The sequence below is a fragment of the Vandammella animalimorsus genome (assembly GCF_002285265.1).
In the GTDB taxonomy this organism is placed as follows: Bacteria; Pseudomonadota; Gammaproteobacteria; order Burkholderiales; family Burkholderiaceae_C; genus Lampropedia.
Map to the genome: position 1 here is coordinate 503,365 of NZ_NSJB01000001.1, position 18,734 is coordinate 522,098.

15 protein-coding genes are annotated in these 18,734 nt (G+C 65.5%); 7 read left to right on the top strand and 8 right to left on the bottom strand.

Annotated elements, in window-relative coordinates; translation table 11 throughout:
• Nucleotides 1–44: 44 nt before the first annotated feature.
• Together CK625_RS13530 and CK625_RS02215 are read left to right on the top strand one after the other, a co-directional pair.
• Nucleotides 45–434, top strand: a complete 390-nt coding sequence (locus CK625_RS13530; protein WP_143326143.1) for a hypothetical protein — start codon at nucleotides 45–47, stop codon at nucleotides 432–434.
• An 80-nt stretch (nucleotides 435–514) separates the two neighbouring features.
• Nucleotides 515–1,615, top strand: a complete 1,101-nt coding sequence (locus tag CK625_RS02215; protein ID WP_095539039.1) for a hypothetical protein — start codon at nucleotides 515–517, stop codon at nucleotides 1,613–1,615.
• Between the two features lie 65 nt (nucleotides 1,616–1,680).
• On the opposite strand, the gene tgt is transcribed toward CK625_RS02215, so the two are convergent.
• The 6 genes from tgt to CK625_RS02245 form a co-directional block, all read right to left on the bottom strand.
• Complete coding sequence (tgt, locus tag CK625_RS02220; RefSeq protein ID WP_095538608.1) at nucleotides 1,681–2,853, bottom strand: tRNA guanosine(34) transglycosylase Tgt; 1,173 nt, start codon at nucleotides 2,851–2,853, stop codon at nucleotides 1,681–1,683.
• A gap of 69 nt (nucleotides 2,854–2,922) precedes the next feature.
• Nucleotides 2,923–3,978: a polyphenol oxidase family protein gene (locus CK625_RS02225; RefSeq protein WP_095538609.1), complete on the bottom strand. Its 1,056-nt coding sequence runs from the start codon at nucleotides 3,976–3,978 to the stop codon at nucleotides 2,923–2,925.
• 9 nt (nucleotides 3,979–3,987) lie between these two features.
• Entirely contained in the window at nucleotides 3,988–5,211 is a 1,224-nt protein-coding gene (gspF, locus tag CK625_RS02230) for a type II secretion system inner membrane protein GspF (protein ID WP_095538610.1), read from the bottom strand.
• A gap of 36 nt (nucleotides 5,212–5,247) precedes the next feature.
• The gene (locus CK625_RS02235) at nucleotides 5,248–5,955 is read right to left on the bottom strand and encodes an SDR family oxidoreductase (RefSeq protein ID WP_095538611.1); all 708 of its coding nucleotides are present in this window, start codon (nucleotides 5,953–5,955) and stop codon (nucleotides 5,248–5,250) included.
• A gap of 23 nt (nucleotides 5,956–5,978) precedes the next feature.
• A complete protein-coding gene (locus CK625_RS02240) occupies nucleotides 5,979–6,590 on the bottom strand; it encodes a thermonuclease family protein (RefSeq protein ID WP_095538612.1) in 612 nt (203 codons plus the stop codon).
• Nucleotides 6,587–7,576: an NAD(P)-dependent oxidoreductase gene (locus CK625_RS02245; RefSeq protein WP_095538613.1), complete on the bottom strand. Its 990-nt coding sequence runs from the start codon at nucleotides 7,574–7,576 to the stop codon at nucleotides 6,587–6,589. The genes CK625_RS02240 and CK625_RS02245 overlap by 4 nt, the downstream gene beginning before the upstream one ends.
• A 158-nt stretch (nucleotides 7,577–7,734) precedes the next feature.
• On the opposite strand from CK625_RS02245, the gene CK625_RS02250 reads away from it, so the two are divergent.
• Entirely contained in the window at nucleotides 7,735–8,757 is a 1,023-nt protein-coding gene (locus tag CK625_RS02250; RefSeq protein WP_095538614.1) for a sn-glycerol-3-phosphate import ATP-binding protein UgpC, read from the top strand.
• Nucleotides 8,758–9,144: 387 nt separating this feature from the next.
• Here the strand turns inward: CK625_RS02250 and smc are convergent, their stop codons facing one another.
• Both smc and dapC read right to left on the bottom strand, forming a co-directional pair.
• The gene (gene smc / locus CK625_RS02255; protein ID WP_095538615.1) at nucleotides 9,145–12,693 is read right to left on the bottom strand and encodes a chromosome segregation protein SMC; all 3,549 of its coding nucleotides are present in this window, start codon (nucleotides 12,691–12,693) and stop codon (nucleotides 9,145–9,147) included.
• A gap of 183 nt (nucleotides 12,694–12,876) precedes the next feature.
• Nucleotides 12,877–14,085 carry a succinyldiaminopimelate transaminase gene (gene dapC / locus CK625_RS02260; protein ID WP_095538616.1) on the bottom strand — a complete coding sequence of 403 codons (1,209 nt, stop codon included), beginning with the start codon at nucleotides 14,083–14,085 and terminating at the stop codon, nucleotides 12,877–12,879.
• A gap of 404 nt (nucleotides 14,086–14,489) precedes the next feature.
• Between dapC and CK625_RS02265 the strand changes: the two genes are divergently transcribed.
• The 4 genes from CK625_RS02265 (at nucleotide 14,490) to CK625_RS02280 (ending at nucleotide 18,645) form a co-directional block, all read left to right on the top strand.
• A complete protein-coding gene (locus CK625_RS02265) occupies nucleotides 14,490–15,998 on the top strand; it encodes a hypothetical protein (protein ID WP_143326144.1) in 1,509 nt (502 codons plus the stop codon).
• 43 nt (nucleotides 15,999–16,041) lie between these two features.
• Nucleotides 16,042–16,812, top strand: a complete 771-nt coding sequence (locus CK625_RS02270; protein WP_095538618.1) for an HAD family hydrolase — start codon at nucleotides 16,042–16,044, stop codon at nucleotides 16,810–16,812.
• A 221-nt stretch (nucleotides 16,813–17,033) separates the two neighbouring features.
• On the top strand, nucleotides 17,034–18,206 hold the full coding sequence (gene carA / locus CK625_RS02275) for a glutamine-hydrolyzing carbamoyl-phosphate synthase small subunit (protein WP_172425062.1): 1,173 nt from the start codon (nucleotides 17,034–17,036) through the stop codon (nucleotides 18,204–18,206).
• A gap of 67 nt (nucleotides 18,207–18,273) precedes the next feature.
• Nucleotides 18,274–18,645 carry a hypothetical protein gene (locus CK625_RS02280; protein WP_095538620.1) on the top strand — a complete coding sequence of 124 codons (372 nt, stop codon included), beginning with the start codon at nucleotides 18,274–18,276 and terminating at the stop codon, nucleotides 18,643–18,645.
• Nucleotides 18,646–18,734 lie beyond the last annotated feature (89 nt).

The following is an 18,734-nucleotide window of genomic DNA, read 5'->3' on the forward strand; positions in this document are numbered from 1 at the left end:
TGGCCACATCTTCTTGTACGCTGGGCGGGGCCAAAAAGGGTTAGATGAAAAGCAATCCTACGACGATCGGCCGCACGCCCAGGCCAGGGGCCGCCCACAGAGCCTGCGCTGGGCCACCTTCTCCAGCGCCTACGGGGCCTGACTTTGAAAAGCAGGCCCCCGGCAAAAGTGCCACCAGACTGTACAGAAAATCAGCAGGAAAACCCTGCGGCGGTGCGTCTCATGCAGATTGCCAAAAATGGCTTTTGGGAATTTTTAGAAAAATCGAAAAGAAGGTCTGCAAACCTGGGGGATTTGCATCAGATATATCGTTTGCTGAATATATTGATTGGCGCAATTCATGGATTATGAAAAAGGGTTTTCTTGACAGTGCAGGATTTTGCTGTTATGCTGCAAAGCAATCAATTGGTTTCATTTTGATGGCATTTCAATGACTCTGGTGAGTTGAATGTGTTTTGATGCTTTGTGATCCATTTGAATATTTGTCTTGATTTTTGAATCAGAAAGGAAATTTGTGAACCTCAATACCATCAAAGAGATCCAGTCCAAGCGATCCAACCCCAGCGTCACCATCACGCTGCCCACTTACCGCACCTCGCCCGACAACGACAAGGACCCCATTCGCTTGAAAAACCTGGTGGGCCAGGCCATTGAGCAATTGGAGTCGCAATTTGGCAAGCGCGAAACCCTGGAGATTGCAGACGCCATCCGGCGCATGGCCGATGAGGTCGATCATGAGCACAATCTGGACGGTCTGGTGATTTTTGCCAGTGCTGAATACGCCCAATCCTTCAAGCTGCCTTTCCGCCTGCCGGAGCGGGTGAGCATTGAGGATAACTTCCTCACCCGCGATCTGGTGTACGCCATGAATCGCAGCCCGCTGTATTTGCTGGTGGTTTTGAGTGAGAACGGCACGCGCCTCTTTATCGGCCGCAAGGATTTGCTCAATGAGGTCAACGATTACGGCTTCCCGTTCAGCCTGAAGGGCAGCGTGGCAAGCGCCAACCCCAGCCAGGACATCAGCCATGTGCGCGATCAAATCGTCAGCGACAGCATGCGCGAGGTCGGTGAGGCCATTGCCGCCGCGCAGAAAGACACGCCCGCTCCGGTTGTGGTCGTGGGCGTGGATCGCAATATCGGCCATTTCCGCGACGGCGCGCGCAACAGCGATGAGGTCATGCTCTACATCCACAGCGGCCACCACGATGAGGATGCGCATCAGCTGGCCAAGAAAATCTGGCCGCAAATCAAGCAAGCCCTGGATGAAGAGCGCCAGAAAATCTTCACCGAGCTGGAAAGCGCCAAGAGCAACCATTTGTTCGTCGGCGGCCTCAATGAAGTCTGGCAGGCTGCGATCGATGGCCGTGTCGAGGTGCTGGTGGTCGAGGAGGATTTGAGCATCCCCGCAGAAGTCAGCGAGGATGGCCGCCAGCTCAAGCTGTTGGAGTCGGCAGAGTTGGCCGCCCCCTCCAAGGACAACAACGCCTATGAAGACATCGTCGATGAAATCATCGAGAAAGTCCTTGCCAACAATGGCCGCGTCCGCTTCGTGAATAACGAGAGCATGGCCAGCGTCAACCCGGATTTCGGCATGGCCGTGATTACCCGGTATTGATGGGGATTGACTGGTGACTGGAGGCCGCCTGATGTCAGGCGGCCTTTTTTTGCCCAGAAGTTTGCTCAAACCCCGCGCGCGCGCTCGACGGCAAATTGCTGGCGGAAGGCGGCAAAGCGGCCCTGCTCCAGCGCCTGGCGCACTTCGCGCATCAGGTTCAGGTAGTAGTGCAGGTTGTGGATGGTGGTGAGCATGGGCCCGAGCATTTCGCCGCAGCGGTCCAGGTGGTGCAGGTAGGCGCGCGAGAAGCCTTCGCGCCCGCCGTTTTCCCAGCTCACGCCGCTGCTGCCCGCGCAGGCGTGGCAGGTGCAGGATGGGTCCAGCGGTTGGTGGTCGGCCTTGTGGCGCGCGTTGCGGATCTTCAAATCGCCATAGCGGGTGAAGATGGTGCCGTTGCGCGCGTTGCGCGTGGGCATGACGCAGTCGAACATGTCCACGCCGCAGGCCACGCCCTCGACCAAATCCTCGGGCGTGCCCACGCCCATCAGATAGCGCGGCTTGTGTGCGGGCAGGCGGTGCGGCGTGTGGGCCATGATGCGGCGCATCTCCTCCTTGGGCTCGCCCACGCTGACGCCGCCGACGGCATAGCCGGGAAAGTCCATCGCCACCAGTTGCTCCAGCGATTCCTGGCGCAGGTGCTCGAACATGCCGCCTTGAACGATGCCAAACAGCGCATTGGGGTTGTTCAGGCGGGCGAATTCCTCCTGGCTGCGGCGCGCCCAGCGCAGGCTCATTTCCATGGATTGGCGCGCCTCGGCCTCGGTGGTGATGTGGCCCTTGGTCTCGTAGGGCGTGCATTCGTCGAGCTGCATGACGATGTCCGAGTTCAGCGCCGTCTGGATTTGCATGCTGACCTCGGGCGACATGAACAGCTTGTCGCCATTGACGGGGCTGGCGAAATGCACGCCTTCCTCGGTGATTTTGCGCATGCTTCCTAAGCTCCAAACCTGAAAGCCGCCGCTGTCGGTCAGGATGGGCTTGTGCCACTGCTCAAAGGCGTGCAGCCCGCCAAAGGAGCGCATCACATCCAGCCCGGGGCGCATCCACAGGTGGAAGGTGTTGCCCAGGATGATTTGCGCGCCCATCTCGTGCAGGCTGCGCGGCATCACGCCCTTGACTGTGCCATAGGTGCCCACGGGCATGAAGATGGGCGTTTGCACCACGCCGTGGTTGAGCGTGAGCGCGCCACGGCGCGCGTGGCTGGTGGCATCGGTGGCGAGAAGCTGAAATTGCAGCATGGCAGGGCAGGGGGCGACGAAAAAAAGAGGGCGATTATCGGCCAAGCGCCCAGTGCGCTGCCCTACAGATCACTGTGGCAGGGCCTGGGCCTCGTCGATCCAGATGCAGGCGGCCATGCGGCCGCTGCTGCCCAGACGGCGCGCATCGCGCCGGTGCGAGAAAAACCAGCGCGCATTGCCCAGCGTGCACCAGGGCGCGCTGCCATCGTTGCCGTAAATCGCCTCGACGCCCAGCGCCTGCAGGCGCAGCCGCGCCAGCGCCGGCAGGTTGGCGTGCCAGCGCATTGGGTCGGCATGGCCGGGGGCAGGCCTGACCTGCGCCGCAGAAGGGGCGGGCGATTGTGCGGACGAAGGGGCCGCAAAACAGCGGGCCACAGCCGCCTGGGCGCTGGCGGGCTGGCCGGCCAGAAAGGCCTGGCGCACCTCGGCGCCGACCTCAAAGGCCGCAGGCCCGATGCACGGGCCCAGCCAGGCCAGCGTGTCGCGCGCGGCCTGCGCCGCCGGCAGGCCGCAGCGCCGCTGCACGGCCTGGGCAAACTGCGCCAGGCTGTGCTCCAGCACGCCCTGGCCATTCTGGCCAGCCAGGCCACGCCAGCCGGCGTGGATGGCCGCCACGACGCGGGCTTGCCGATGGGCCAGCAGTACAGGCAGGCAATCGGCCACCAACATGGTGCAGGCCAGGCCAGGTTGGCTGGCCAGCGCGGCATCGGCCACCAACGGCGCGGTCCGCTGGCCAACTGCCGCATCGCAGTCCGGCTCGTTGCAGCCAGGCTCGGCAGACTGCAGGCCATCGCGCGACAGGGCATCGAGCGGCAAGACATCGCAGCCATGCACTTGCTGCACGAACACCGGCTGCGGCGCGCGCGCGTCCAGCGCCGTCATGGCGCGCTGCAGCAGCGCGCGGTTGGCGGCCACCCGCGCAGGCGCATCGCCCACGTGGTCGCCCAGGTTCCAGCCATCCCAGGGCGCGGGGCTGCAACCGCCCTGGCGGGTGGTGAACAGTGCCCGAACCCAGGGCGGGGCCGGCCAATCGGGGCGCAGCAGCGCCAGCGTGCGGCCATCGCCCAGCTGCAGCGTGTGCAGGCCGGGCGGCGCGATAGGGATGGATGGGGCGGGACAGGGCATGGCGGCGCTTCAGCGCACCCAGGTGTTCATCTGGATGATGGGCAGCAGCACAGCCAGCACGATGACCATCACGGCCAGGCCCATGGCCACGATGAGCAGCGGCTCAAGCATGGTGGCCAGGCGCACGGCGCGGCGCTGCACCTGGCTTTGTAGCTGGCGGGCGGCGCGTTCGAGCATCAGCGGCAGCTGGCCGGTTTGCTCGCCCAGGCGCGCGAACATGGACAGCAGCGCCGGATAGCGTTTTTTCTGCGCCAGCGCGGCGGCCAGCGGCGCGCCTTCGCGCACCAGGGCCAGGGCCTCCAGCGCGTCGCGGCGCATGCTGCGGTTGCCCACGGTTTGCGCGGCCGCTTGCAGGGCCTTGAGGATGGGCACGCCGGCGCCGCTGAGCATGGCCAGTGTGGAGGCAAAGCGCGCTGCATTGAATTGCGCGGCCAGTCGGCCCAGTATGGGCAGCTTCAGCCAGGCGGCGTCGAATTTCTCGCGCTGTGAGGGGATGCGCAGCCAACGTCCGAACAGCCAGGTCGCCAGCGCCAGCGCAGCCAGCAGCCACAGGCCGTAGGCGCGCAAGAAGGCGCTGATGCCCATGAGGATTTCCGTCAGCAGCGGCAGGCTGCGCCGGCCGCCGGCAAAGACGCTGGCAACTTGTGGCACGACGTAGCTGAGCAGGAAGATGACGATGACGATGCCCACCACGGTGACGATGGCCGGATACAGCGCCGCGCCGGTGATCTGGGCTTGCAGGGCCTGGCGGTTTTCCAGCTCGTCGGCCAGGCGCTCGAGCACCAGCGCCAGCTCGCCGCTTTGCTCGCCGGCGCCGACCACGGCCACATAGACCTCGGAGAATTCCTGCGGCCAGGCGGCCAGGGCGCGGGCGAAGCTGCTGCCGGCATTGACCTCGGCGCGCAGGCTGGCCACCAGGTGCTGCTGGCGCAGGTCTTCGGCCTCCTCGGCCAGCATGGCCAGGGCGCGCTCCAGCGTCAGACCGGAGGAGACCAGGCCGGCGAGTTGGCGCGTCCAGATGGCCAGCGCGGTGGCGTTGAAGACACGCCGCCGCAGCCAGCCGCCGCCTGCGGCGGCCTGCGCCGGAGCGCTGGCAGCCACGGCATCGACGCGCAGCGGCACCAGGCCCTGCGTGCGCAGTTGCGAGCGCGCGCTGCGCGCGGAGTCGGCCTCCAGCGTGCCTTTGCGCGGCTGGCCCAGTTCGTCGATGGCTTCGAAGGAGTAGGCGGGCATGAAGGGGCGGGGGTGCGAAGACTTGGAACGGTTTTTTTAGACGGAGCGGCTCAGGCCGCCGTCCACGCGCAGGTTCTGGCCGGTGATGTAGGCCGCGCCATCCGAGGCGAGAAAGGCCACCGTGGCGGCGATTTCCTCGCTCTTGCCGTAGCGCTGCAGCGGCACGCTCTGGCGGCGCTCCTCGGTGGCTGGCAGGCTGTCGATCCAGCCGGGCAGGATGTTGTTCATGCGGATGTTGTCGGCGGCGAACTGGTCTGCAAACAGCTTGGTGAAGCTGGCCAGCCCGGCGCGGAACACGGCTGAGGTGGGGAACAGCGCGCTGGGCTCGAAGGCCCAGGCGGTGGAGATGTTGATGATGGCGCCACCACCCTGGCGCTGCATCAGCGGCACGACCAGGCGCGTTGGGCGCACGACGTTGAGCAAATAGGTGTCCATGCCACGGTGCCAGTCCTCGTCGCTGAGCTCGAGCACTGGCGCGCGCGGGCCGTGGCCGGCGCTGTTGACCAGCACGTCCACGCGGCCCCAGCGCTGCTCGGCCAGGGCCACCAGGCGCTGCAGGTCTTGGGGCGATTGGTTGGAGCCGGTCACGCCCACGCCGCCGAGTTCGCGCGCCAACGCCTCGCCCTTGCCGGAGGAGGAGAGGATGCCCACGGCAAAGCCATCGGCGGCCAGACGCCGCGCGGCGGCCGCGCCCATGCCGCTGCCGCCGGCGGTGATCAGGGCCACTTTTTGTGTCGTTGTCATTGCAAGCTCTCCTTTTAGAAAAATCATTGCGACCGCCGTGGCGGTTGAGGGTGCGCGTGCCGCCAGGCCCAGGGGGGCGTGGGCTCGCGCTGCGTCCACAGGCCCTTGCCGCTGCGCTGCGCCTGTTGCTGCAGGCGCAGCAGGCGCGGGTAGTCGCGCGCCGTGCCACGGTGCACCCAGGCCAGGCCTTGCGCGACCAGGCGCTCGGCCACGGGCACGCCGCCGCAGTGTAGATCGACCAGGGTGCGGCCATAGCGGTCGCGTTGCGCGCGCGCGGGCAGTTGCACGCGCTGGTGCAGGCACAGCGCGAGCAGCGCCTGCCTGGCGGCTTGGCCGTAGGGCTGGCGCAACTCGGGCGCGTCGATGGCGCGCAGGCGCAGCTTGAGCCGTTGCGCGCGCGCGCCGTGCTGGCAGCGCGCCTGCAGCGAATCGCCATCGGAGACGCGGGTGACGATGCACTGCGCCGGCGTGGCCAGCGCGCCGGCAGCCTGGGCCGGGCCGATGGGCAGCAGCAGCCAGGCCAGGCAAAACAGGCACCGCAGCCGCAGAGGAAGGGCGAGCAGCCGCGCAGGCCAATGGCGCAGGGCGTGGCCCCAGGCGTGGCGGGGGGCTGGCAGGCGGGCAGGGGGCGTCATGGCGCAGGCGCTGCGGCCGGTGCCGGGGCTGTTGCCAGGCCATCGTCCGACTGGGCCTGCGCCGAGGCCAGCTGAGCCTGGGCCAGGCCGGTGTGCATGTGGTTGCGTTGCGCCAGCTGCAAAAACAGCGCGCTGTGGTCCAGCGGGCCCAGCCCGCCATCGAGCGCTTGTTGGTAGAGCTGCGCCAGCAGCGCGGTGATGGGGGCTTCGAAGCCCAGCTCGGCGCTGCTGGCCAGCACATTGCGCAAGTCTTTGAGTTGCACGCTCATGCGCCCGCGCGGCGCAAAATCGTGCGCCACCATGCGCTGGCCGTGCAGCTCCAGGATGCGGCTTTGGGCAAAGCCGCCAGCCATGGCCTCGCGCACTTTGGCCGGGTCGGCGCCGCCTTTTTCGGCCAGCAGCAGGCCCTCGGCCACGGCGCCGATGGTGATGCCCACGATCATCTGGTTGACCAGCTTGGCCAGCTGGCCGCTGCCAGCCTCGCCCACGCGGGTGGCGCGGCCCAGCACGGCCAGCAGGGCCTGCACCTGGGCGCGCTCGAAGACCTCGGCCGGCCCGCCGACCATGATGGCCAGCGTGCCGGCCTGGGCGCCCACGGTGCCGCCCGAGACAGGCGCATCCAGCGCGAGCACGCCGCGCGCCTGCAGCAGCGCGGCGTGCTCGCGCGCCTCGCGCGGTTGCATCGAGCCCATGTCGATGAACAGGCTGCCAGGTCGCAGCGCCTGCGCCACGCCGTGCGCCTGCAGCACCTCGCGGCTGATGGCGCCGCTCTCGAGCATGGCGATGGTGATGTCGGCCGCCGCCACGGCCTGCGCGGCGCTGGCGTGGCCGTGCGCGCCAGCCTGGCACAGGGCCTCGGTCTTGCTGGCGGTGCGGTTCCAGACGTGCAGCGCATAACCCGCATCCAGCAGGCGCTGCGCCATGGGCTGGCCCATCAGGCCGGTACCCAGAAAGGCAATGGTCGGAGAGGTGCTGTCGGTGTGCATGTGGTGTTCTGTGGGGCGGGCAGGGCAAAGCAGGGGGTGAGTTTGGGTATAGTACGGCCCCGCCCGGGCCAGAGAGCCCGCACAAGCCCTTGTGCGGGTATTTTTTTGCGCTGCGCCTGGCGCGTGTTCCGTTTTTTCTCTTTTTTGCCCCTTCTCCCATGGCATCCATTTCCCTGCGCAACGTCATCAAACGCTACGGCCGTGGTGCCAAGGTCAATCAGGTCATCCATGGCATCAACGCAGAGATTGCCGATGGTGAGTTCATCGTGATCGTTGGCCCCTCAGGCTGCGGCAAATCCACGCTGCTGCGCATGGTGGCCGGGCTGGAGGAAATCTCCGGCGGCGAGATCCTCATTGGCGGGCAGGTCGTCAACGACCTGGAGCCGGCGCGGCGCGACATCGCCATGGTGTTCCAGAACTACGCGCTCTACCCGCACATGAGCGTGTTCGAGAACATGGCCTACGGCCTGAAAATCGCCAAGACCCCGGCCGATGAAATCAAGCGCCGCGTGGACAAGGCCGCGCAAATCCTGGAGCTGGGGCATTTGCTCGAACGCAAGCCGCGCGAGCTCTCGGGCGGGCAGCGCCAGCGCGTGGCCATGGGCCGCGCCATCGTGCGCCAGCCGCAGGTGTTCCTCTTCGATGAGCCGCTGTCCAACCTGGACGCCAAGCTGCGCGCGCAGACCCGGCTGGAAATTCAGAAGCTGCACCGCGAGCTGGGCATCACCTCGCTGTTCGTCACGCACGATCAGGTCGAGGCCATGACGCTGGCGCAGCGCATGATCGTGCTCAGCGGCGGGCACATGGAGCAGTTCGGCACGCCCGAGGAGGTCTACCACACGCCGGCGACGACCTTCGTGGCCAGCTTCATCGGCTCGCCGCCGATGAACCTGCTCAAGCACGCCCCGGGCAGCCCGGAAGGGTTGATTACTGGCATTCGCCCCGAGCATCTGGACCTGGTCGAACCCGGCCAGGGCTGGCCCGTGGAGGTCGAATCGGTGGAGCTGCTGGGCGCCGAGCGCCTGATCTACGCCCGCCTGCAAGGCGAAAGCCTGATCGTGCGCATTGAGGAAGGCCACTTCGTGCCCGAGCCGGGCCAGACGTTGTACGTGCAGCCCCGCGCCGGGCGCCTGCACTTCTTCGACGCCGAAAGCGGCCTGCGCATCGAGCGCGCGGCCTGAGCCGGCGGCGCCCAGCCGCTCGGGGCTGCGGCCTGCGCCTTCTGGAGCGGTTTCGATGCTCGTGAAGACATTTCCTGAAAGCGCCGCCTTCTCTCGTCACACCTGCGAAGGCGGGTGTCCAGTCGCGACGCGCTGACAGGCGGCGCTGCCGTTTGCCAATCTCCCCACTCGCGCGCAATGGTGGCGCTGGATGCCCGCCTGCGCGGGCATGACGAGAGCCATCTTCGAGATTGCGATGGCAGTCAGCGGCCTGTCTTGGATTTGTCAACGTTCGAGCACAACACGCTCTGATCCCCCGATCAACGCCTGCCTGTGAGCAGGCGTTCGCCCATCTCGCCCATCTCGCCCAGAGCGTGAGCAGCCCTGCTCAGGCAAGGCCAAGGGCCCTCAGGCGTCGGCCATGCTCAGCGCCTCTTGCATGTCCACGGCCACGATGCGCGAGACGCCGCGCTCTTGCATGGTCACGCCGATGAGCTGCTCGGCCATTTCCATGGCGATCTTGTTGTGGCTGATGTAGAGGAACTGGGTGTGCGCGCTCATGCGCTTGACCAGGCGCGCATAGCGCTCGGTGTTGGCGTCGTCCAGCGGCGCGTCCACCTCGTCGAGCAGGCAAAAGGGCGCGGGGTTGAGCTGGAAGATGGCAAACACCAGGGCAATGGCCGTCAAGGCCTTTTCGCCGCCCGAGAGCAGGTGGATGGTCTGGTTGCGCTTGCCCGGCGGCTGGGCCATGACTTGCACGCCTGAGTCGAGGATTTCCTCGCCCGTCATGATGAGCCTGGCCTGGCCGCCGCCGAACAGCTCGGGGAACATGGCGCCAAAGTGCTGGTTGACGGTGTCGAAGGTGCTTTGCAGCAGCTCGCGGGTTTCGGCGTCGATGGTGCGAATCGCCTCTTCCAGCGTGGCCATGGCCTCTTGCAGGTCGCTGGCCTGCGCGTCCAGGTAGGTCTTGCGCTCATTGGCCTGGCCCAGCTCCTGCAGCGCGGCCAGGTTGACGGGGCCCAGGGCCTCCATCTGGCGCTGCATGCGCTCGATCTGGCCTTGCAGGCCTTCCAGGCGCACCTGGCCCTGGGCGATGCTGTGCGCCACGGCCTGTTTGTCGCTCTCGGCCTCGCTCAGCAGGTCTTCGAATTGCTGCCAGGCCAGTTGCGCGGCCTGCTCTTTGAGGCGCAGCTCGGTGATGCGCTGGCGCAGCGGCTCCAGCGCGCGCTCCTTGTGCATGCGGGCCTCGTCGGTGGCGCGCAGCTGGCGGCCCATTTCGTCGTAGTGCTGGCGCGCCTGCTGCAGGCGCTGCTCGCAGTCGAGCTTGACGGCCTGGGCCTGCTCCAGGCCGTCGAGTGCGCCGGTCTCGGCAAAGCGCGCCTGTTCGATCTGCGCCTGTTCGAGCTCTTGCTGCAGGGCCTGCAACTGCTGGCTGGCGGTGGCCAGGCTGCGCTGCAACTCCTGGCGGCGGTGCTGGATGCTTTGCTGGCCGAACTGCGATTCCTGCAGCTGGCGCTCGAGCTGGCGCAGCTGCTCGCGCGCCTGGCCCAGCTGGCGCTCGGCCGCGTCCACGGCCTCGTCCTGCGTCAATTGCAGGGCCTGGGCCTCGGCCAGCTGGGCGTCTAGCTCCTCAAAGCGCGCCTCGGCCTCGATGCTGCGCGCCTGCAATTCTTCCTGGCCTTGCTGCAGCTCTTGCCAGTCGTCCTCCAGCCGGGCGTGCGCGGCGCGCAGCTGCTCGGCCTGCTGGCTCAGCTGCATGACTTCGACCTGCAGCTGGTGGGCCTGTTTTTGCGCCTGGTCGGCGGCGCTGCGGCGCTGTTGCAACGCGGCGGCAGCCTCTTGGTAGGCGCTCTCGGCCTGGGCCTGGGCGCTGCGCTGCGCCTGCACGCTGGTCTCTTGCGCCTGGCAGTCGGCCTGCAGGGCCTCGATCTCCTGGGCGCGCGCCAGCAGGCCGGCCTGCTCGCTGTCTTCGGCGTAAAAGCCCAGGCTGTGGCCGGTGACGCTGTGGCCCTGGGCCAGCAGGATTTGCTCGCCCGGGCGCAGCAGGCTGCGGGCGGCCAGCGCGTCGTCCAGGTGGGCGGCGCTGTAGCAGCCCTGCAACCAGTCGGCCAGCACGGCCTGCAGCTGCGGGTTGTCGCAGCGGATTTTCTCGCTCAGCGGCGGCAGGGTCATGGCCGGGTTGGGGGCGACAGGTGCGGCGGCGGGCGCGGCGGGTGTGTGGCCAGGGGCATTGGCGTAGAACACCAGCTTGACGGGCGGGCGGCGCTCGGCGCTGGCAAAGCCGCGGATGCGCTCCAGGTCGGAGACGGGCAGGGCGGCCATGCGCTCGCGCAGCGCGGCTTCGACGGCCTGCTCCCAGCCGCTGTCCACGTGCAGCTGGCGCCACAGCGGCTCGAACTGCTCCAGCCCGTGCTCGGCCAGCCAGGGGGCGAGCTTGCCTTCGGCCTGCACCTTGTCTTGCAGGGCGCGCAGCGCCTGCAGCCGCGCCTCCAGGCTGGCGAGCTTGCCGGCGCTGGCCTGCAGCGCGTTTTGCGCCTGGCGGCGCTGGCTGTCCAGCTCGGGCAGGCTGGCTTCCAGCTCGGCCCAGGCGGCCTGGGCCAGTTCGGCCTCCTCGCGCGCCAGCTCCAGCGCCTGCTGCTGCTGGGCCAGCTGTTGCTCGTCGATGGGCTGCAGGCCGCGGCGCTCCTGCTCGATGCGCTCCATGCGGGCCTGCTGCTGCTGCTGGCGCTCGGCCAGGCCGCGCTGCTCGGCGGCCAGCACCTGCAGCTGCTGCTGCACGTGCTGGGCCTGCTGGCGCGCCTGCTCGGCCTGCTCGCGCGCCTGGCGCCAGGCCTGCTCCAGCTCGGGCAGTTGGGCGCTGTGCTCGTCGAGCTGGGCGGCAAGGATTTCGCTGCGCTCCAGCGCGCTGGCGTCGTCGCCTTCGAGCGCGCTCAGGTGCTCGCTCGATTGGCTGGAGCTGTGCTGCCACTGCGCCATCTGCTGCTGCAGCGCGTCGATGCGCTGCTCGGCGCGTTGCTTGCCTTCGAGCACGAAGCGGATTTCGGCTTCGAGCTTGCCGACCTCGGCCGAGGCTTCGTAGAGCGCGCCCTGGGCGCTGTTGACCTGCTCGCCGGCGGCGTAGTGCTGCTCGCGCGCCTGCTCCAGCTGCGCGGCGGCGACTTCGATCTCGCCGGTGTGCAGTTGTAGCTCATCCATGGCCTGCTGGCCGGCGGCCTGGGCCTGCTCCAGATCCTGCTGGGCCTTTTGCTGGCGCAGCAGCCACAGTTGCTGCTGCGCCAGCGTGACGCGCTCTTGCAGCTGGGTGTACTGCGCGGCGACCTCGGCCTGGGCCTGCAGCTTGCCCAGCTGGCTGCCCAGCTCGCGCAGGATGTCTTCGATGCGGGTGAGGTTCTCGCGCGTGTCCTTCAGGCGCGCCTCGGTCTCCTTGCGGCGCTCCTTGTACTTGGAGACGCCGGCCGCTTCCTCCAGGAACAGGCGCAGCTCCTCGGGCTTGGATTCGATGATGCGGCTGATCGTGCCCTGGCCGATGATGGCGTAGGCGCGCGGGCCCAGGCCGGTGCCCAGGAACACGTCCTGCACGTCCTTGCGGCGCACCTGCTGGTTGTTGATGTAGTAGCTGCTGGCGCCCTCGCGCGTGAGCACGCGCTTGACGGCGATCTCGCCAAACTGGTTCCACTGCCCGCCGGCGCGGTGGTCGGCGTTGTCGAACACCAGCTCCACGCTGGAGCGGCTGGCGGGCTTGCGCGTGTGCGTGCCGCTGAAGATCACGTCCTGCATGGACTCGCCGCGCAGCTCGCTGGCCTTGGATTCGCCCAGCACCCAGCGCACCGCATCCATGATGTTGGACTTGCCGCAGCCATTGGGGCCGACCACGCCCACCATCTGGCCTGGCAGCAGAAAGTTGGTCGGCTCGGCAAAGGACTTGAAGCCGGCGAGCTTGATGGAATTGAGGCGCACGGGGGAAAACGGGCTGGACTGCTGTGGCGGCGGCGCGCGGCGGCCTGGATGCCGCAGGGCGCTGCCACTACACAACAAAAGCAAAAGCCGCCAATGGTAAAGGCAGTAAAGGCAACGGGCGGTTTCAGGGCCCGTTCAACACAGGGGCATCATGCAGGGCATCAGGATCGACAGGGCATCAGATCAGCCCTGCAGGTTGCGCACGAAGGCGGCGATGCGCCGGGCGGCCTCCAGGCACTCGGCGGTCTCGGCCACCAGCGCCATGCGCACGCGGCCTGCGCCCGGGTTGGTGCCCGCGGCCTCGCGCGCCAGATAGCTGCCGGGCAGCACGGTGACGGCCTGCTGTTCATACAGCGCGCGGGCGAACTGCGCATCGCTCAGGCCCAGATGCGGCGGGATGCCGGCCCACAGGTAAAAGCCCGCATCGGGCAGGCGCACGTCCAGCACGGACTGCAGCACGGGCGTGACCTGGGCGAACTTTTCGCGGTAGAGCTGGCGGTTGTGCGCCACGTGCGCCTCATCGCCCCAGGCGGCGATGCTGGCGGCCTGCACCGGCGGGGCCATGGCGCAGCCGTGGTAGGTGCGGTAGAGCAAGAACTGCTGCAGGATGCCCGCATCGCCGGCCACGAAGCCGCTGCGCATGCCCGGCACATTGCTGCGCTTGGACAGGCTGGTGAGCATCACCAGGCGCTGCCAATCGCGCCCGAGCTGGCGCGCCGCCTGCAACGCGCCCAGCGGCGCTTCATCCTGAAAATAGATTTCGCTGTAGCACTCATCGCTGGCGATGACGAAACCGTGCCGCTCGCTCAGCGCAAAGAGCTTGTCCCACTCGGCCAGCGGCATCACCGCGCCGGTGGGGTTGCCCGGCGAGCAGGTGAACACCAGCTGCGTGCGCTGCCAGACGGCCTCGGGCACGGCATCCCAATCCACGGCGAAATTGCGCGCCGGATCGCTGTTGGCGTAATACGGCTGCGCGCCCGCGAGCAGCGCCGCGCCCTCGTAGATTTGGTAGAAGGGGTTGGGGCAGACGACGATGGCCTGCGCATCGCCCGGATCGACGACGGCCTGGGTGAGCGCAAACAGCGCCTCGCGCGAGCCGTTGACCGGCAGCACCTCGCGCTCGGCATCGGCCTGCACGCCATAGCGGCGCTGCAACCACTGCGCGCAGGCCTGGCGCAGCGCCGGCGTGCCCGCCGTGGCCGGGTAGCTGGCTAGGCCCGGGCTGTGCAGGGCCTGGGCATAGGCATCGAGCACCAGCTGCGGCGTGGCATGGCGCGGCTCGCCAATGCCCAGGCTGATGGGCGCCAGCGCCGCATTGGGCGCAACACCGGCAAACAACTGGCGCAGGCGCTCGAACGGATAAGGGTGCAGGGATTGAAGGCGCGGATTCATGGGGCGCGATTATCGGCCCGCCGCGGGCGGGCCAGCGGCTGCGTGGGCCGGGTGCTTGACATCGGGCGCTCTTGCCAACGGCAGGGCTGAGGCAGGAGAGGGTGACCAGGCAAGCGCGCGGCCAGGCGCCAGGGAGCGAAGAACCTGCTCAAAATGGCAATCCAGTGATCAGGGCGCCTGCTGCCCTGCAAAGCCTCTCAGGGCCACCTGGCCTGATTGCGCCGGCTGGTGTTTGCGCCTTGCAGCCCATCTCAAACCATTTCTTGCCCAACCGCGCTGAAATTTTGAACAGGTTCTAGAATCATTGGCCTGCATTGCCAATGCAATGGGGCTTGCGCTCATCGCTGTTTTACAGAGGATGCTTTCTTGAAAGATGGACTGCTCTAATTTATTTTGAGGTTCCTATGCGTGAAGATGAAGAAAATGATGTCATGCCTGCCTTGCAAACCATTCAGAGGGAGTTTGATTTGCCGGATTGTGTGGGAGGTTTGTATTTTTTGAAAAATGGGGAGATATGGGAGCAAACACCCAAAATCACTCGCCCCAAGCCATGTCCGGAAGAAGGGTCAAATCCTTGGATCATCCAGATGAAGCGAGCCTCTTCATTGAATGTTGTTGCCTATAAGGTATGGTCTAGATACATCATGGCCAGAGGGGTTGCGCTTGCCAAGAAAAAGTTGCAGGATATTTTCTCTTCAGATTATCCGGGGGAGAGGATTTGCTTTTTTATCATGTCGGATGTGGATGAGTCCATGAGTGCGGCTGGTAATTTTTATTTCTTTGCGCCCAAAAGATTTGTTTTTCCCAATAGCTCATCGGGGCGCTGCACTGGTGCGATCGTGGTTTCCGCCAATCAGGTTGGGTGCAAGCTTCTTTTGCAATGCAGGAGAATATCTTCCCAATATTATCAAATGGTTCATGAATATGCTTTTGAGAAGTGGAAGGAGATTGATGGGTTCATTCGTCATCAATCCCTGAATCAAAAGCTTGGGTTGAAGGATCCGCCATTTTCTATGGGGCTTTATGGCTTGGTTTCTCCTCCTTATCCGGACATGCGGCATGAGTTTTTGGAGGAGTTGACGCCTTTTTGGGGACCTTACCTTCCAGATCAGGAATTGCAAAAGCCCATCATATTCAATATAGGTAAGGAGCAGGAAGACCGGATTGCAAAGGAGCTGCAGGCCATTCGAGAGAAGTTTAATCTTGACGAAAGGAGAATGTTAAGGTTAAGTTGGACGCCTCAGGGCGAGTGCATCAGCTCCTCTTATTCTGCTTATGAAGGGGCGCTATGGATTCGCCAGGCCTGGATTGGGTGGTATTCCCCTTTCGAAGAAAAGCCGCCGACAGATGAGGCGGCAAAATTCATCGACTTTTATAAAGAGTCTGACTGTCTGAATAAGGTGGTTGTCAAATTTTGGGGAGTCGAAATTGGCGTGGAGGCGTTAAAATATGCCAAGCGCAGGATGGCTGAATTATTGGCCAAGGACGATCCTGATGAGGAGCTTGTTTACATGGAAATTTGCAATTATGAGACCGAGCAAGACTCCAAGGGCAAGCTGTCGACTGCATTCTATGCGCCCCGGTCTTTTTTGGCGCGAAACAATATTTCTCAATGGCGGGAGTCGATGTGGGGAGTTGAGATTTCTATTGGCGCCCTGGAGCCGGAGTTCATCAAGCGCTTCATGTCTCTCTATAATAGAAGCAATCAAATAGCTTATGAGTACGAATTGAAGAAGTGGTGGGAAATACATGAATTTATATGTGATCAGCGAATGAATGAGCGACTCGGATTGAAAGACCCTTTGTTTACCATGAAGCTTTATGAAATCAACTACCCTCGGCTTGCGGAAAAGCAGTGGATTTTTTCGCTGTACCAGGCTTCGAGAAAAACTGGGGAAAACTCAAAATGCTGACTTGAAGGAAAAATTTCAGGCCTGAAAGAATTTCTCAATACATATGACGTTCAGCTTCATCACAGCGCAACCGAGTCTGAATCCTGCCCAGGCCAACCCAACCCCAGCACAGGCGGCGCGCATCCAGGCCATTTCGCTGGATCTGGACGATACGCTCTGGCCCGTCTGGCCGGCCATCGAGCAGGCCGAGGCCGAGTTGCTGGCCTGGATGCAGGCGCACACCCCGGCGGCGGCGCGGCGTTGGGCCGAGCCGGGGGCGGCGCGGGCCTGGCGCGCGCAGGTCGAGGCGGCCCATCCGCAGCGGGCCCACGATTTGTCGTTTCTGCGCCTGCAAACCATTGCCCTGGCCATGCAGGCCGCTGGCGAGCAGGCCGCGCCGCAGCGCGCGCAGCAGGCTTTCGAGGTCTTTTTTGCCGCGCGCCAGCGGGTGCAGCCGTTTGCCGAGGTGGCCCAGGCGCTGGACTGGCTGGCGGCGCGCTACCCGCTGCTGGCGCTGAGCAATGGCAATGCCGATGTGCTGGCCATGCCCATTGGCCGCTGTTTTGCCGCCAGCCTGCCGGCGCGCGAGGCTGGCCATGCCAAGCCCGATGCACGCATCTTCAGGCTGGGCGCGCAGCGCCTTGGGCTGCCGCCGCAGGCCGTGCTGCACGTGGGCGATGACCCGCTGCTGGACGTGGCCGGGGCGCGCAATGCCGGCATGCAGGCGTTCTGGCTCAACCGTGAAGGCAAGAGCTGGCCGGCCGAAGCCGGGCCGCTGCCGCCGCAGGCGGCCGATTTGCTGCAGCTGTGCCAATGGCTGCAGCAGGTGGGCTGAGGCAGGGCGAAACCGCGCCCAGCGAAACCGCTGCAGGCCACTGCGCGCGGGCCTTGGGGGCAGGGCCTTCAGTTATACTCAGCCGGTTTATCTCACCCGTTCTGATCTGGCCTGTTTGGCCGCCTGGCTGCGCCTTGCCTGCGGCCTTTTTGGGCGCTGCTGCCGGATCGAAAAATGCACAGGCAGGGCGGGGCCTGACGAATCCTTTTTGAGGTGATTGCGTGCTTTTGTCTCTACAGCAAGGGGATTTCCCTGTTGCGCTTTTGGTGCTGGCCGACGGCACGGTGTTCACGGGCAATGCCATCGGGGCCGAGGGCGCCACGGTGGGCGAGGTGGTGTTCAACACCTCGATGACGGGCTATCAGGAAATCCTCACCGACCCGAGCTACTGTCAGCAGATCGTGACGCTGACCTACCCCCACATCGGCAACTGCGGCGCCAATGAGGAGGACGACGAGTCCACCCAGACCTTCGTGGCCGGCCTGGTGATCAAGGATTTGCCCTTGCTGGCCAGCAACTTCCGCAGCACGCAATCGCTGCAGGAGTTCCTGCGCCGCCGTGGCGTGGTGGCCATTGCCAACATCGATACGCGCCGCCTGACGCGCCACCTGCGTGAAAACGGTGCGCAAAACGGCTGCATCATGGCCTTGCCCGCTGGCGGGCAGGCCACGCCGGAGGCGATTGCCCAGGCCCGCGCGCAGGCCCAGGCCGCGCCGTCCATGAGTGGCCTGGATCTGGCGCAACGCGTGAGCACCGACAAGCCCTATGAGTGGACGCAGACCTCCTGGGTGCTGGGCCAGGGCTATGGCCAGCAGGCCGAGCCCAAACTGCACGTGGTGGCCTACGACTTTGGCGTCAAGCGCAACATCCTGCGCATCCTGGCCGACAAGGGCTGCCGGGTGACGGTGGTGCCAGCCAAGACCCCGTTCGAGGAAGTGCAGGCCCTGCAGCCCAACGGCGTGTTCCTCTCCAACGGGCCGGGCGATCCCGAGCCCTGCGATTACGCCATCGAGGCCGCGCGCCGCGCCATCGACAGCGGCCTGCCGACCTTTGGCATCTGCCTGGGCCACCAGATCATGGCGCTGGCGCTGGGCGGCAAGACCTACAAGATGAAGTTCGGCCACCATGGCGGCAACCACCCGGTCAAGGACCATGACAGCGGCCGCGTGAGCATCACCAGCCAGAACCACGGCTTTGCCGTCGATGCCCAGTCGCTGCCGGCTACGGTGCGGGTGACGCACACCAGCCTGTTCGATGGCACGGTGCAGGGCCTGGCCCATGCCGAAAAGCCCGCGTTCTGCTTCCAGGGCCACCCGGAGGCCTTGCCCGGCCCGCACGACATCGCCTATCTTTTCGACCATTTCATTCAGCTCATGCGCCGCCAGGCTGCGTGAGTGCGGGCTGGCAGCAAAGGCTGCGGTGCTGGCCTTTCATCCACGACTTGATCCGAGCATCTGATCCATGAAACTCTTCAGCTTTCCTGCCACGGCCCTGGAAAAGGCCATCGCCAAGCGCATGCTGACGCTGGAGCCCGGCGCGCGCGAGTGGTTTTCCGAGCGCTGGGCGCAAAAGCCCTACAAAAAGGCCTTCATCGAGAAGAAGGCCATGCCGCTGGTGATCTTCATTGCCAAGGGCAAGAACTGGAGCGATGAAGAGTTCGAGCAGGAGCTGCTCGACTGGGATGTGAATTTCTACCCGGCCGAGGTCGACGTGCTGCGCCCCATCGCCGAAGGCGAGGGCATGCTGCAGCTGATGCAAAAGAAAGTGCAACCCGAGCGCCTGGAAAAGCTGCTGGCGCACATCCAGTCGCGCACCATCAGCGGCACGGCCTGATGTTCGCTGCAGCAGCAGGCAGTGGGCCAGTGCAGGCGCGCAGCGCGGATCGCGCGGCCTGGCTGCAGCGGCGGGCGGTTTCGACAACC